This window comes from Trichocoleus sp. FACHB-90 (assembly GCF_014695505.1).
Classification (GTDB): domain Bacteria; phylum Cyanobacteriota; class Cyanobacteriia; order Cyanobacteriales; family FACHB-T130; genus Funiculus; species Funiculus sociatus.
Genome location: NZ_JACJOK010000034.1, coordinates 1 through 15,141 on the forward strand (window position 1 = coordinate 1; position 15,141 = coordinate 15,141).

The window sequence follows — 15,141 nt, forward strand, 5'->3', positions numbered from 1 at the left end:
AATTTCAGAATGAAGAATCCTTCTTTTTGATAAGCGGTGAAAACCGTAACGTTCGGTAAGTTTAATAAGGTATCTAGATGAAAGTCCATTGTTCTTTTTGGGTAAAATGTAGCAATTGCTACATTTTACCCCATGATGCCGCAAGACCCACTTCTTTTTGAACTACAAATTAATTTGAAGCAATTGCCTGTTGCTGTTGAGAAGCGCAAATTTAGTATTAAATTATTATTTATGCAAACCCTTGAATATCAGGAAAAGTTTGTGACAGTTTCAGCATTGACCTATGCGGGCAATATCAGGAAAATTTAAAATAAAAAAAGTAGATAAGGCACGCGCCCTACCTACTTAAGTGATTTTCTAAAGAAGGATAAATCAATTCATATCAAGCCCAGTTGATTACCCGTGATAAAAGAACCCGGCCCCGCCATCGCCTCCCCCCTCTTACTAGAGAGGTTCCGGGTTCCTATAGGTAATTAACCGGAAATGATATCATCCCTGATTCTTCATCCTTCCGCTCCGGGTTGTAATTCCTCCAGAATCGTGAATATCACATGATTCAGAGCTAAATCGCCAATAGAAACTGCCTGCTTATTAACTCTCTCACCCCCACTCATCAAACTTTCAAACGTGATACCTTTGCCAATCTCAGCGTGATACCAAGAAAGACCCATAAAAAACCTTGATGGATAAGGGCCTTTATCGACAACATCATCAGGATTTGATTCCATCGGCAACCAACCAAAACCAGGCAAATAAAACTCCATCCAGACATGATTAAAGTCCGGTTGCAACGGCACATTCTTTAATTCAGGATGGGGAGGACATTTGTAGCGCCCAACAGTACGACAAGCAATCCCATTGAGTCGTGACAGCGCCAGTAAAACACCTAGATATTCGCCGCAGGAACCAACGCCCCTTTCTAAAGCAACATCTGGGGGATCAATGTGAGGTTTAATGCCGTAGGAGAGAGCATCGTAAGTAAAGTTGCGAATTTTGTAAATTTTCCGCAGTAAATTAGTTTCAGTACCAATTGCCTCCTTAGCAGCACTGCGGATAATATCTGTGTCCATTGCCAAGTCGTCATCATCCACCAGATATTTATTCTGTAATGGCGGCAGATCCGGGAGCTTTTCGGCATCTCTGGGTGTCAGGCGATATTTAATGCTCCAGACTTCTAGCAAAGCTTTCCAACCGAATATATGGCGATCGCCTGTTTTTAAACTGTCAAATTTGAACACAGCCACGCGCTGTCCGTCCTGAATTTCTTCAGTAAAAGGCAATCCCACCCATTCAATTGTCCTTACCTTCTGTCGATGAGTTTCCGAAGGCAAAGCAATTCGCCATTCGACATCTGTTAACTCCACATTGTCGAGGGGGGAAAGTTCCTCAACATAGGACATCTCAATCAAATAGCCATTAGAGAGGGCATAGCCTTCAGCTTCGTTGTAGTGAAAATACAGCGGGTGGATAAACGTGCGATCGCGATACGCTAATTCAAAATTGGGGTCAGCATTCGGATTATCTCGGATATACGGTTCCTCACCCGCATAAGCAACATAAAGAATATCCTGCCCAGTTTCCGGTTCAGTGTGAAAAGCTAACCCCGTCGGACGCTCAAAAGGAGTCAGTACACTGAATTTAATCTGCCCCGTAGCCCGATCTAAGCAGTAAACCGTCTGTTCAATATCATCCGAAACCCAAAGTTCCTCGTCCTTAACCGTAATATTTTCTACCCCAACCCCCGGCGCAGGAAATCGGGCAATCTGTTTACCCGTCTCCCGACTAAAAACTAGAATATAGCCAGACTTCCGAGAAGTAACGTAAACCGTCGATTCCGCAACAGCAATGCCATTAGCAGGATAGGACAACGTAACAAATTGTTCCGGTGTCAAATCAGTTGTTGCGATCGCATTAAGTGCATCTGTACAAAAGAAAACACTATTGTCCTGCGTACACCAGAGAGTGTCTTCCCAAATAGCCAAGCCAGTCACACCAAGAAAATCTGGCAGATGATTAGCATTTAAGATAGTTGTGTTGTCGCTCTTGGGGTCAATTTGTAGAAGATATCCGCTAAAAGCGTCAATAGCGATCAGCGCATCTTTCCGAAAAGCCATGCCATGCAAAGCGGAGGCTCCAATCGGTCTAACTGTCCGCCGCCAAGGATTCTGTTTGACTTGTAACGCTGAATTAGGAATCATCTTAAATCTCAGTGAAGATAATGTAGGAGTGGACACTAAGCCGAGTCTGAGCGATTTTGCCTCATCGGAGTTTATTCGCCTCCGATGAATTTGGATTCAAGGCCAATCTAAAATTGGTTTGACCCTAAGAAAGCAGCCCAAGTTACCAAAATTGCAACCAAGACAACTGCTCTGTGCGAACCTGAGTAATATCTTATTGGTCTGTGTCAATTGGGAACCCAGGCGACCGTCAGGGCATCATACATAAATGATGACCCAGCTAATTTTGAGACGGCTTAATTGCGCCTAAATCCCTCCCAATGGGGATTATTACAACAAGCGTAAACATTATCAGTCAATGTTTGAAAAGAAAAAGATATTTTCTTTAGATGGTTTGATATAATTATGGACACGCAATCAGACCGCCTTGCTGCTCCAAAGCAACATCAATCTAGCGATAGATTGTTAAACAGACCTTTCCAAAGTCAGGAAGTGCAGGTTCAGCAGCCAAAACTGCCTGGAGTCTTAAACTCTTCAGGTATCAAAGTAGAGAGAGTTTTTGCATCGACACCGGACACTGCGCTAGAAAAAAAATTAGGGGATTATGACAATACGCCCCGACAGGGACATAAACCACGCAGGCAACTTGGAAACAGTTTCAATTTGTTAAACGGACTCGTTGAAGCGAACATCCCACGGCTAAAGCCTTGGAAAGTGTCAACCGAAAACAATTCTATTATGGCTCAGATTAAACGCTACTCAAGTATTACAACCTTAGTTGTTTCCTTCTCGCTGGGACTGGCTCTGAACGTTCCCGCACAGGCACAACTACAATCACAATCTTCCTCGCTCAGTCGCAGCCTTCCGGATAGTTGGGGATACACGCCGCCAGAGCGTGGCAACCCTGACGGCAGAGAACAGGGTGCAACACGCGGTAACGGAGGTTGCATGGTCAATAATAGCAATAATTTTGTCGGGAATAATAGTAAGCAACTCACCGCCTTGATCCCTAAAAGATCAGGTGATGGGTCAGTGGGCGTGGGTCTGACATCAGCCGACTATCCAAGTTTCTTTTGGTATATGCCACCAACAACCGCCAAAGAGGTGGAGTTTGTGCTGAAAGAAAAAGACGAAGACGGCAAAGAGGTTTACAAAAACAGATTTGCCATTAAAGGCACTCCTGGCATTTTAAGCTTGCAACTGCCTGCCTCCGCCGATGTTCCACCCCTGCGGCAGGACGAGCAATATTATTGGGAAGTGAACGTAATTTGTAATGCTAAAGACCGCGAACAAGATATAGCGGTCTGGGGGTGGATAAAGCGCGTCGCCGTAGATCCAGAGCTTAACAATAAACTCCAGCAGGCAAGTCTACAGGAGCGCGTTGCTTTGTATGCAAAAGCTAACTTTTGGTATGAGACGCTGGAAACATTGATGGATCTACGTCGCTTGCGTCCCAACGATCGTAATTTGGAGTATGCTTGGGAAAAATTGCTGAAGTCAGCAGACTTAGACCCGGTTGCTAAAGAGCCTCTGACTCAGGGTGCAGCTAGTCCGAATTAACACAAAATCGCCTCTGTAAGAAAGTTATGAGTTATGAGTTACGAGGCCAAAGGAGCTTTTAACTCTTAACTCCTAACTTGTTCCCAATTCCAGAAAGCGATCGCTCTCAAACTGGAAAACTAAATACATAACAGCTTCAACTATTTCAGAGTGCTATACCCGCCCTTCCTAACACGCATCAGCTCTTCAATTGTCAAATAACTGCCTTTTACAGATAGTATTTTCTAGCCGCAAAAGACAGCGCCACAATGGAAAGCAATACCATATCGATTTGTTGAAGCTCCCTACAGGCTAGGGTTTCACGAGCCAAAATCTCAAATGGTATGAGGGGAACTTTACCCCTAAATATTCAAAACTCAAAATTATCACAGAACAACTCTGTTATGGCCTGGATGAAGTCCTCTCTTTTAAGAAAATCCATAGCCTTATCTATGGAACTGGTGCTACTGACGGGTTTCTCAACGCTGTTAGGCACACTGGAGCCAAAAAGCGCCCAGGCAATGCCACAGCCCTTGTTAGTTGCTGATTACGAACCTCCAGTCAACATTAGCGCACCAGGGCGACGGGAAGGAGGAGGAACGCGCGGCGGGAACTGTCCGATAGCAAAAAAGCCACTAACTGCGCTCATCCCCGCCAACAACATTGGGTTTACAGTCGCTCAAAATCCAGTTTTATTATTTTATCTGCCGCCAATGCCTCGCCAAGCTAAGTCACTGCCAGTGGAGTTTGTGCTGAGGGATGGAAACGAGAAAGAGATTTATACAACAACTTTTATGATGCCTGGAAAGTCAGGTATTGTCAGCGTCAGCGTCCCAGTGTCAGCTAATGTACCACCCCTAGAAGTTGGAAAGAATTATCATTGGTTCTTATCGATACTGTGCAATCCGCCAGAGCGATCGCCTAATATTTTTGTAGAAGGGTGGATTCGGCGTGTGCCACTCAACGCCACGCTGAATAATAATTTAAAGCAAGCCGCACTCAAGGCTCGCCCGGATATTTATGCAGAAGCGGGCATTTGGTTCGACGCTTTGAATACTCTAGCAGCTTTGCGCCAGTCAAACCCGAAAGATTCAGCCGTATCATCTGAATGGGCAAAACTCTTGAAGGCAGTTGGGCTGGAACACATGGCAACTGAGCCTCTAGTTCCCATTAGTCCGATACCGAGTAACAACGCGACGCTTTCCCAGCCATCGCCGAAAAATTAGTAGCCCAAGGCATTGCCACTGATGACACCACCCAGGATATTCTGGATAGCGGGGCTGAAAAGAAAATTCAATTTTTTGATGCTGGATTAAAAATCCCCCCAAATCCCTCTAAAAGTCAAAAGGTTCTCATGTAAAAGGCAAAATAATTCTTAACTTTTGCTTTTTCCCTTTTATGGAATTAGATCCCCCCAAACCCTTCGATGGACAAGGGCAAGGGGGGATCTCTGCGTAACACATCAAAAGGAAAATAGTATTAGCTGAGTAAAACTGGGTGAAGTTGTGGAATAGATTTGTGCGTGAAGCGTTAGCGATCGCTACTACATAGTACCGTCAGTTATATCTAAACGCTTAACTGGTGGCACAGGCATCCAGCCTGACAAAACTTATGCCATAAAATCTCTCTGGCAAAGGTGCTAAATAATACAATTCATTTATTTTTTGCTTAAACTACTATTGCCACTGCCATAAAACTATCAGTACATTTGAGCAACGAAGTAGCAAGCAATGAAAAGACAATTGAAATTTAGCGAGGAAAATCCAGTTGAGATGACAAAAGTATGGTATTTGTTCAAGTTTTTAGCTGATTAAACGTGTGGGGAAGATAGTTGCCATGCAATCAAGGTTTAAAGTGTTTTGGTGTGGAGTGTTAATTGAGGACGCGATCGCCCTTGGTGTATGCGTATCAACGCTGTTGGGGTGTGTTGCTACCAGCAGCGCGAATGCTGCGACAATAGAAGCCAAGCCAGTGCCAGATGGATTAAATTTACAAAGCGAATGGGAGACGATGCAGACGATCCCAAGCGCCGAGATGGACAAAGACCAACCCGATTCATTGTTGATCCCTGATTCTTCTTTAGAGGGTTCTGAACAGAGGCTGGTGCAAGCGCCGCAGATACCACCATCTATTCAGCTTCCGCCGCAGCCCGATCCTAATCGCGATCGCTTCCCGCAACCTGTACCCACCCCAGAACCGCTGCCCCAAGAGTCACCGCCGCCTGTACTGACGCCAACACCAACCCCGACACCCACTACAGCGCCCGCCTCAGACAGCCTTCAAGTTAACAAAATTCAAGTTCTCGGCAGCACAATCTTTGATCAAGATGAACTGAACGCGATTACCCAAAAAGTTGAGGGGCGCGTTGTCACCCTAGAAGAACTCAGAAACGTTGCCGATGCGATCACTCAGCTGTACCTAAACCAAGGCTACATTACCTCAAGAGCAATTCTTGTAGACCAAGCCGTTAGCGATGGTGTCGTCCAAATTCGCGTCATCGAAGGCACCCTAGAAGAAATTAGGGTAGAAGGAACGCGCCGCCTGAATCCAAATTACATCCGTTCCAGAGTACGGCTAGGGGCTGGTAGACCTCTCAACACAGGTCAACTGGAAGACCAATTAAGGCTTTTGCGTATCGATCCCCTATTTAAAAACATAGAAGCCAGCCTCCGAGCTGGAAGTGGGGTTGGTCAAAGTATTCTGGTGGTGCGCGTCACCGAAGCTAACCCCTTAGAAGCCAGCTTAGGCGTTGACAACTACTCGCCTCCCAGTGTCGGTTCAGAAAGATTGGGAGTCAACCTGCGTTATCGCAACGTAACTGGGCTTGGGGATGAAATCGCTGGCTCCTATTACCATACGACGACCAGTGGCGCTGATATTTTCGACTTCAGCTATCGAATACCACTCAACGCCATGAACGGCACCCTGCAACTGAGAGCAGCACCTAATCGCAACAAAGTTACCCAACGTCCCTTTGATGTGTTTGACATTCGGGGGGAGACGGAAGTTTACGAAATTAGTTATCGACAGCCGTTAATCCGCTCACCGCGAGAAGAATTTGCCCTTTCTTTAGGCTTTACTTATCAGGATGGTCAGACGTTCACCTTTGCGGGGCCGACTCCTTTCGGATTTGGGCCAGACGAAAATGGTGTCAGCCGTACCAGCGTGGTTAAGTTTGGACAAGATTATCTACGTCGGGATGTCAGGGGTGCATGGGCGTTGCGATCGCTCTTTAGTCTTGGTACTGGATTATTCGATGCTACCGTGAATGAAGATCCGGTTCCTGATGGTCGTTTCTTGAGCTGGCTGGGTCAAATCCAGCGAGTACAAGTCCTGAATAACGATAACTTTTTAATTCTTCAGGCAGATGTCCAGCTGTCAACCAGTGGTTTGTTACCCTCCCAACAATTTGTAATTGGCGGCGGTCAATCGCTACGCGGCTACAGGCAAAATGTCCGTGCTGCTGACAATGGCGTGAGATTTTCTATTGAAGACCGGATCACCGTCCAGCGAGACGAAGCCGGAGCCGCTACCATGCAGGTTGCCCCTTTTATAGATTTGGGGTGGGTGTGGAATGTGGATGATAACCCCAACCCATTACCTGATGAAAGATTTTTAGCAGGTGTCGGCTTAGGGTTAATCTGGCAACCGATACCTAAGCTGAATATTAGGCTAGACTACGGCATTCCCTTAGTTAATATTGATGACCGAGGCGAAAATGCTCAAGATCAGGGTTTTTATTTCAGCGTTAACTATCAACTTTGATACACTTTCTGGTTCCCAGTTAGACGGTGGGAACCAGAAAGTCAATGTTTAACTCCTCGGTTGGGGTGTCATAGCCATTGAGCAAATTCTTCGGTAAAGCGATCGCTTAAAATTGCCTCTCTTATTTTTTCGGTAAAGCGAATTAGTTCGGTGATGTTGTGAATTGAGAGTAAGGTGTAACCCAAGATTTCACGCGATCGCACTAAATGACACAAGTAAGCGCGGGTGAAGTTCTGACAAGTGTAGCAGGGACAACTGGCATCAAGGGGTGTAAAATCTTCTCGGTACTGAGCGTTTTTCAAATTCCAACGTTCGCCCCCTACCACAACAGTCCCGTGACGCGCCCAACGGGTGGGAATCACGCAGTCAAACAAATCTATACCGGATGCGATCGCTCTTGCCATTTCCCGATAAGTCCCCACACCCATCAGGTAACGCGGCTTTTCTGGTGGTAGCACTGGCGCAGTCACCTCTACAATCTGGTGGATCAGTTCCGCTGGTTCCCCCACACTCACGCCGCCAATTGCATATCCTGGCAAATCTAACGCTGCTAACGACTCAGCCGCACGGACACGCAAATCTAAATAGACACCACCCTGAACAATCCCAAACAAAGCTTGCTCATCTAGACGTTGGTGAGCCTTTATACAGCGCTCCAGCCAGCGGTAAGTCCGTTCTGTTGCCGCTTCTACATCTGAGCGTTCAGCGGGGTAAGGAGGACATTCATCAAATGCCATGATGACATCCGCTCCCAGAGTGTTCTGAATCTGGATCGAACGCTCCGGCGTTAGGTTAATCATCCGCCCATCGCGGGGAGAGCGAAATATTACACCCTCTTCAGTAATTTTACGCAACTGGCTTAAACTAAACACTTGGAAGCCGCCAGAATCCGTCAGCATTGGCTTCTTCCAGCCCATAAACCGATGCAGCCCCCCAGCACCCGCGACAATCGCTTCCCCTGGTTGCAGGTGGAGGTGATAGGTATTCGATAGCACCATCTGAGCGCCTGTTGCTTCTAGCTGGGCTGCTGTTATACCTTTGACAGTCGCTAGAGTTCCCACAGGCATAAATTTAGGAGTTTCGACCAAACCATGAGGTGTGGAAAAAATTCCCGCCCGTGCTTTGGAATGGCTACAACGCGCCTGACATTTAAAAGAAAATCCCACTTACTTATACCAAATCGCGTTCTAACTTTTCACAATAATTTATCATTTGTCGGGCATTGGACAAATGACAAAAATGGTATCTCTGGAAAGCAAAATGGTATTAGCCAGTACCACTAGCAGAAGTTTTTAATCCTTAGTTTTTAGTTCATTGTTACGAACTAATGACTAACGACTGACAATCAAACTTAATAGTTATTAGATTGTTGCTAATAACTAATGACTAATCACTAATGGCTAACAACTACTTAGAATGAGCAATCATCGTCATCAAATTGGACATCCCACTTAGCAGACAGCACTTGCGTTACCATCGCTTCTAAGGCGGCGGCATTGATGCTAGGCGTGGCTTGCTCTTGGAGTGGGTTAGAAAGCGGTATCAAACGTAATTGACGATGGTCTTGAATCAAGTCAAAATAAGATTCCTGATCTGGGGACTGGTGCAGTTGCAGATAATCAAAACTGTAGACATTAAGATAAATTGCCTGGTTGGCAATCATCGTAGACCGTTGATCGTCAGCAAATACATCCAGCACATACCCTTCTCCCTGGCTCTGAACGTTGCCATCAAGACTATGAATGTAGCGGACGCGGCCTAAATCAGCCAGCAGTCGCCGCATATCTTGCTTATTAACGACAATGCCGAAGTCAATTATACAGGGAGCTGGTAGCTTGGGCGGAGATTGGTCGTGACTCATCATGGGAAACAGCCTTTAGTTCAAACCAGCCCGATCTTGTCTGGTCGTAGTAGATGCTTTCCTACTTGGGGAAGCAGGTAGCTAAATAATCTAACGCCATAGGCGCTATGCGCGAGATCGAACTGCTACGAGACAATCTTAGCCCAACATTTATCGTCTGCTCCTACGCTAATCTACTGAATTTGTATTCGGAAAGTAAGAAGTGTCTTTTGTATTTTTTGTGATTCAAGTTTCTTCGTTTTGGCGATCGCTGCTAGGGGCGATCGCGTTCTATACTTGTATACCCCTTCCTGCGGGCTGGACATTGGAATTTCAGCGCATTGCCCGCCATGCTCCGCTAGTAGGCTTATTAATTGGGGCGCTTCTGTCGCTTTGCGATGTCTGTTTGCAACAGCTGGGCGTACCCGTACTGACTCGTTCAGCCTTAGTGGTAGTGATGGGGATTGCCATCACCGGAGGCTTACACTTAGATGGGGCAATGGATACCGCTGATGGGTTGGCAGTGCAAGATCCGTCACGGCGTTTAGAGGTGATGACGGATAGTGCGACTGGTGCCTTTGGCGCGATCGCTGCGATCGCACTCATACTTTTAAAAACAGCAGCCCTGACAGATATTGAATCTAACCGCTGGCTAGCGCTGATGGCAGCCGCGGGATGGGGTCGGTGGGGGCAAGTGGTAGCGATCGCTCGTTATCCCTATCTCAAACCTACTGGCAAAGGTGCTTTTCACAAAGAGTTTATTCGCACCCCCCAGGATATCTTGCTGGGATTGGTCTTACTACTGCTTTTAAGCGGATTACAGCTCATTGTGTCACCGACTCGCCCTCTATTGGCGGTAATCATGGCAGTCGCAGGATGCCTTGTCGCGCTTTTAACTGGTGCTTGGTTTCACCACCAGCTGGGCGGACACACGGGAGATACCTACGGCGCAGTCGTAGAATGGACAGAAGCTTTGTTACTGTGCCTACTCACCACAATCTAAGGATTTTAGATTTTAACTCCAAGGAGTTTGTAACTCACAAGTAACCCAAGCAATCCAAAATCCTGGCATCCAAAATCGTTAAATTGGCTTCAGGCGCGTTATCTTCAGCTTAAAAGACCCGCCGCCCGTTTCTCCAAAAGCCCGAACCCGAATAATGTATGAACCAGTCTCGCTAATTCGGGAAAACAGCACAGAATTTGTGCTACCGTCTGGGCCGTCATCGTTTTCCGCTACAGTGGAACCATCAGCAGCCATCAGCGTAACAATCGAGTCAAAGTTATCTGAGGTCAAGTCAATAGCCACCTGATCTCCAGCGTTCAACTTCACCAAGTAGTCACGGGCAAAGCCTCCCTCACCAGTAGGAATATCGTTTTCTGTAAGCGTGTCGGCAACTTCGTTGTTTGTCAGTACAGGAATCGGATTATATACTTTATTTTGCGCTCTGGCTGATACACCGCCAAGACACAGAACAAGCAAAGTTGCAGGAACAATTGGGGTGCGGTGCCATCTAATTGCTTTCATCGTTGGTCATAATGCTTCCCGCTAGACATCCATCCCTTTTCGGGGGTTGGCAGGAAAGCGGGGCGGGGTGTACCGCTTCCTAAACAAAGAATGTTTTTACGTTTTAATTTATGCAGGAAATCTGGAGAAAAGCTCTGTCGCTTACTTTATAAGTAGTTTGGTTTGAGGGTCAGCAACTAGAAACACTTGCATAAGCTATTACTTTGTGGGTTTTACCACAAGGCTAGGGTTTTTTCCAGAGTGGTGAGGTTTGCCCAACGAGAGCTAGTTAACCAGCTTATACCTTAAAGGGGATGGGTTATTGACCAAACTCCTGTTGACTAGGGTTAAGCCCGTCCATTATAAGAGGCAGCGGTAAAACTGACTCGTTTCTTATCCCCATTAATTTGCCTTTACGGGCAAAACGATACAGTGAACCGTTGCAGATTAAAAGTATCAATTTAGACTGGTAAACATTTAAAACGGCAGCTAGATAATATCTAAAACACTACTTATAGTGTAGTCATGGCACAATTGCATCAGGTGTGCAGATACTTCTTTGGAAGCTAGCGTAGAAGAATTAATAACTAGAGCAAGGGCGTGTTTCCTGTCAGAATCGGCACCATGAAATTAGCTAAAAAAAGAATTAAGTTGTGGCTGGTAGCACTACCAGGAATTAGGAACTGGGGACTGGGGACTGGGGACTGGGGACTGGAAAAAGATTGCCCTAGCCCAATTGGTGGTAAAAAAAGCTGGAAATTTCGGTCTTGCTTTTTTTCCTTGAATATTCAGGGAAGCAAAGCTAAAAGTTTGGTAGCTTTGTTTTTTGCCCTGATTCCCGCATCAGCAGCAGCACAGTCAATAGTTCCGGCGGTTGATGGTACCGGAACTATTGTGACACCTGACGGGAACCGCTTCGATATCGATGGCGGCACTAGATCGAGCGATCGCGCTAATCTTTTCCACAGTTTCACCCAGTTTGGGCTTAGTCAAGACCAGATTGCCAATTTTCTCTCTAGCCCATCTATTGAGAATATTCTGGTGAGAGTAGTAGGAGGCGATCGCTCTGCAATCAACGGCTTAATTCAGGTTAGCGGCAATTCCAACCTCTTTTTGATGAACCCTGCTGGTATCATCTTTGGCGCAGGAGCCAGCTTGAATATACCAGGAAGCTTCACCGCCACCACCGCGAATGCAATTGGTTTTCCAGAGGCGATGAATCCCGCCTCCATAAGATGGTTTAATGCCACCGGATCTAATAACTATGCCGCTTTGGTGGGAACTCCCAGCACCTTTGCCTTCACGACTCTTCAGACACCCGGAGCCATTGTCAATTTGGCGGATCTAGCTGTTCAAGAAGATTTAAGCCTGGTTGGTGGCACTGTTGTCTCACTGGGTAGTCTCACGGCACCAGGGGATGATATCGTGATCGCATCTGTACCAGGCGAGAGCATGGTTCGCATCTCTCAGGCGGGAAGTCCGTTAAGTTTGGAAGTTACTCCCCTCACCTCCTCTGTTCCTCCCTCCCCCTCTGCCTCCCTACCCCTTTCCCTGCCCCAGTTGCTAACTGGTGGGGGCATCGGTAATGCCACCGAACTAAATGTTAACAGCGCTGGAGAGGTGAAACTGGTTGGTTCTGGCATCCAGGTGAATGCTGGTGATGTTGTGGTAGGGGATGTTGTGGGACAAGCAGTACAACCTGATTTTGTGCCGCCTTTAGTGAGTGGTTTTGTCAATTTGTCTGCAACTGGCAGCATTACAGTATTAGGAAAAATTGATACTTCTACCACTTTCGCTGATAATGCTGCTGGTTCGGTAACTATGTCCGCTTTTAGCAATATTAATATCCTGAATTTGCCTGGAGGCGGAATTTTTACTAATTCTGATTCGGGTGATGGTGGCGATGTTAATATTGTAAGTCAAACAGGTTCAATTAATATTGCAGGAACGATAAATTCGTCATCAAATGTTGGTGATGGGGGAGCAATTAGTCTGACGGCTCTTGACCAAAATAGTAATAATTTGCCTAATAGTACGGCAGGAAGAATTAATATTACCGGAGCGATAAACTCGTCGTCAAATTTGGGCGATGGCGGCGCGATCGCAATCAAAGCTCGCAACCAAATCAATGCTGATGTTATCAACTCTAGTTCCGCTTTTGGTAATGGTGGATCTGTGATCCTCGATCCGGTTGGGGATATCCAAGTTACCTCCATCAATGCCCAAGGTGGAACCAACGGCACGGGGGGAAATGTTGATATTACGACAGATCAATTTTTCCGGGTTGGGGGTACTTTTTTAGACCAAAATGGTGTATTAGCAAGTATTTCTAATGCCGGAGGTGTTGGGGGAGGCGCGATCGCTATCCGGCACGGCGGCGGTTCCAGGTTAGTTCCCTTTTTAGTGGGAAATCCCACTGCTAACGGCACATTGGGGGCAGTTACTAATGGGCAATCCCCCATTACTACCTTTCAATCTTTTCCAGGTAGGGGTGGGCAAGGAAATATTCAATTTGTTACCCCTACTCCAAATCAAATACTGAATCAAACAGACTTGGTTGGTGACAACGATGAAGAGGAAAAATTACAACTACCGCAGAATGTTCCAAACATTGAAATTGATGCCTTAGTCACTGAAAGAGAAGATAATTACACTCGCGATTTTTCCGAATATTTGGAGATAAAAAACGTTCCCAGTCGTGTCAATTCTCTACTAGATACCCGTCAAACTCTAGAGAGAGTTGAAAAAGAAACAGGCGTAAGGCCAGCGATTATTTATATTTCTTTTGCTACCCCAGATATTACACCTGAAGGGGAGATAGAGAAAGGGGAAGACAAGGGGGATTCGCTCATAACCAATTCCCAATTACGAACACAAAATTCGCGTGATGAGCTAGAAGTGGTGCTGGTAACGGCACAGGGGACACCAATTCACAAGCAGTTTTCTGGAATTACGCGATCGCAAGTTATCAAAGTTGCCGATGAATTTCGCAACGAAGTTATCAAAATCAAACGAACTCCCACCTACCTTACCTCAGCCCAACAACTCCATAAATGGATCGTCGCCCCTCTGCAAGCCGACTTGCAAGCTAGAGGCATCCAGAATATTGTCTTCGTGCCAGACACCGGGTTGCGCTCTATTCCCTTGGCTGCCTTGCATGATGGTGAACAGTTTCTGGTGGAGCAATACAGCGTCAGCTTGATGCCCAGTCTCAGCCTCAGCAACACCGAACACCGCGACATAGTAAACGAGCAAGTCTTGGCAATGGGGGTATCAAAATTTACTGACCAAAAGCCACTTCCCGCTGTACCAGTAGAATTATTGGCCATTACGCCTGAGCTGTGGCCTGGTAAATCCTTCCTCAACAGCGGCTTCACCCTGAAAAATCTCAACACCCAGCGCCGCCTACAACCTTATAGAATCGTTCACTTAGCAACCCATGCAGAATTTCAGCCAGGTAATCCCAGCAACTCATACATCCAACTGTGGGACAGTAAGCTGTCATTGAACCAGCTGCCCCAGGTGGGCTGGAATGACCCCCCGGTAGATTTGCTGGTACTAAGTGCCTGCCGCACAGCCTTAGGTGATGAACAGGCAGAGATGGGCTTTGCGGGGTTGGCGGTGCAAGCTGGGGTGAAGTCGGCGCTAGCAAGTTTGTGGTATGTGTCAGATCAGGGAACTTTGGGACTAATGGCCCAGTTTTACGAAGAGTTGAGAAAAGCTCCTGTGAAGGTGGAGGCGCTAAGACAGGCGCAAGTAGCAATGATCAAGGGGCAAATACGCATCCAAAATGGTAAATTGCTTACTCCTGATGGGGAGATACCGCTAACGCCGGAACTAGCCAAGTTGGGAAATCAAAGTTTGTCTGACCCTTATTATTGGGCAGCTTTCACAATGATTGGAAATCCTTGGTAAACAAAAAGGCAAAAAAATAAAAAATCGAATAATTTTTTTGAACACAAGAAATTATTCTCCACTTGTATTTCCGCAATCAATAAAAAGTTAGGCAGTATATTACAGGTAATGGCAGCAAAAAAAATCCTGGCAGAAATTTATAAATTCAACCTTTAATAAAGGGTGAATTTACTTAATTATCAAGATTTTTAACAAATTATCTGCCACAGTTGCAGTATAAAAATATATCCTTCCCACTACCACGAAACCAAACGCTTTCATCTACGCAGATGGCAGGTTGTGCAAGGCTTGTGGGGGTGAAGAACTAGAGGCACACGCAAGAGGCGATCGCTTCCGATAAAATTTGCTTCTAACCGTCCAAAACCAGGAATATGTAAGCTAGATCGTGTTAAGATCCATGT

Annotated in this window: 10 protein-coding genes; 6 read left to right on the top strand and 4 right to left on the bottom strand. The window is 46.2% G+C overall.

The window, feature by feature from the left end; all coding sequences use genetic code 11:
• Positions 1-132: 132 nt before the first annotated feature.
• Positions 133-309 (top strand): hypothetical protein, encoded by a 177-nt coding sequence (locus tag H6F74_RS10175; protein ID WP_190440074.1) that lies wholly within the window; start codon positions 133-135, stop codon positions 307-309.
• A 194-nt stretch (positions 310-503) separates the two neighbouring features.
• Here H6F74_RS10175 and H6F74_RS10180 read toward each other — a convergent pair whose 3' ends face one another.
• The gene (locus tag H6F74_RS10180) at positions 504-2,198 is read right to left on the bottom strand and encodes a transglutaminase domain-containing protein (protein WP_190440078.1); all 1,695 of its coding nucleotides are present in this window, start codon (positions 2,196-2,198) and stop codon (positions 504-506) included.
• 384 nt (positions 2,199-2,582) lie between these two features.
• Here H6F74_RS10180 and H6F74_RS10185 point away from each other — a divergent pair, with 384 nt between their 5' ends.
• The 3 genes from H6F74_RS10185 (at position 2,583) to H6F74_RS10195 (ending at position 7,481) form a co-directional block, all read left to right on the top strand.
• Positions 2,583-3,737: a DUF928 domain-containing protein gene (locus H6F74_RS10185; protein WP_190440081.1), complete on the top strand. Its 1,155-nt coding sequence runs from the start codon at positions 2,583-2,585 to the stop codon at positions 3,735-3,737.
• 431 nt (positions 3,738-4,168) lie between these two features.
• Complete coding sequence (locus H6F74_RS10190; RefSeq protein ID WP_190440083.1) at positions 4,169-4,942, top strand: DUF928 domain-containing protein; 774 nt, start codon at positions 4,169-4,171, stop codon at positions 4,940-4,942.
• Positions 4,943-5,552: 610 nt separating this feature from the next.
• Positions 5,553-7,481, top strand: coding sequence for a ShlB/FhaC/HecB family hemolysin secretion/activation protein (locus H6F74_RS10195; protein WP_190440087.1), 1,929 nt, complete (start codon positions 5,553-5,555; stop codon positions 7,479-7,481).
• A gap of 68 nt (positions 7,482-7,549) precedes the next feature.
• On the opposite strand, the gene tgt is transcribed toward H6F74_RS10195, so the two are convergent.
• Together tgt and H6F74_RS10205 are read right to left on the bottom strand one after the other, a co-directional pair.
• Positions 7,550-8,647, bottom strand: coding sequence for a tRNA guanosine(34) transglycosylase Tgt (gene tgt / locus H6F74_RS10200; protein WP_190440091.1), 1,098 nt, complete (start codon positions 8,645-8,647; stop codon positions 7,550-7,552).
• A gap of 245 nt (positions 8,648-8,892) precedes the next feature.
• Complete coding sequence (locus H6F74_RS10205) at positions 8,893-9,342, bottom strand: hypothetical protein (RefSeq protein WP_190440309.1); 450 nt, start codon at positions 9,340-9,342, stop codon at positions 8,893-8,895.
• 202 nt (positions 9,343-9,544) lie between these two features.
• On the opposite strand from H6F74_RS10205, the gene cobS reads away from it, so the two are divergent.
• Positions 9,545-10,324, top strand: coding sequence for an adenosylcobinamide-GDP ribazoletransferase (cobS, locus tag H6F74_RS10210; RefSeq protein WP_190440095.1), 780 nt, complete (start codon positions 9,545-9,547; stop codon positions 10,322-10,324).
• A gap of 78 nt (positions 10,325-10,402) precedes the next feature.
• Here cobS and H6F74_RS10215 read toward each other — a convergent pair whose 3' ends face one another.
• Positions 10,403-10,846 (bottom strand): PPC domain-containing protein, encoded by a 444-nt coding sequence (locus H6F74_RS10215; RefSeq protein WP_190440098.1) that lies wholly within the window; start codon positions 10,844-10,846, stop codon positions 10,403-10,405.
• Positions 10,847-11,425: 579 nt separating this feature from the next.
• Here H6F74_RS10215 and H6F74_RS10220 point away from each other — a divergent pair.
• Positions 11,426-14,740: a CHAT domain-containing protein gene (locus tag H6F74_RS10220; RefSeq protein WP_206756301.1), complete on the top strand. Its 3,315-nt coding sequence runs from the start codon at positions 11,426-11,428 to the stop codon at positions 14,738-14,740.
• The last annotated feature ends 401 nt before the right edge of the window (positions 14,741-15,141 follow it).

Excerpts from the sequence above, each read along its gene's own strand:
- H6F74_RS10175 (WP_190440074.1), top strand. The coding sequence starts at position 133 with ATGATGCCGCAAGACCCACTTCTTTTTGAACTACAAATTAATTTGAAG.
- H6F74_RS10180 (WP_190440078.1), bottom strand. The coding sequence starts at position 2,198 with ATGATTCCTAATTCAGCGTTACAAGTCAAACAGAATCCTTGGCGGCGG.
- H6F74_RS10185 (WP_190440081.1), top strand. The coding sequence starts at position 2,583 with ATGGACACGCAATCAGACCGCCTTGCTGCTCCAAAGCAACATCAATCT.
- H6F74_RS10190 (WP_190440083.1), top strand. The coding sequence starts at position 4,169 with ATGGAACTGGTGCTACTGACGGGTTTCTCAACGCTGTTAGGCACACTG.
- H6F74_RS10195 (WP_190440087.1), top strand. The coding sequence starts at position 5,553 with ATGCAATCAAGGTTTAAAGTGTTTTGGTGTGGAGTGTTAATTGAGGAC.
- H6F74_RS10205 (WP_190440309.1), bottom strand. The coding sequence starts at position 9,342 with ATGAGTCACGACCAATCTCCGCCCAAGCTACCAGCTCCCTGTATAATT.
- H6F74_RS10215 (WP_190440098.1), bottom strand. The coding sequence starts at position 10,846 with ATGAAAGCAATTAGATGGCACCGCACCCCAATTGTTCCTGCAACTTTG.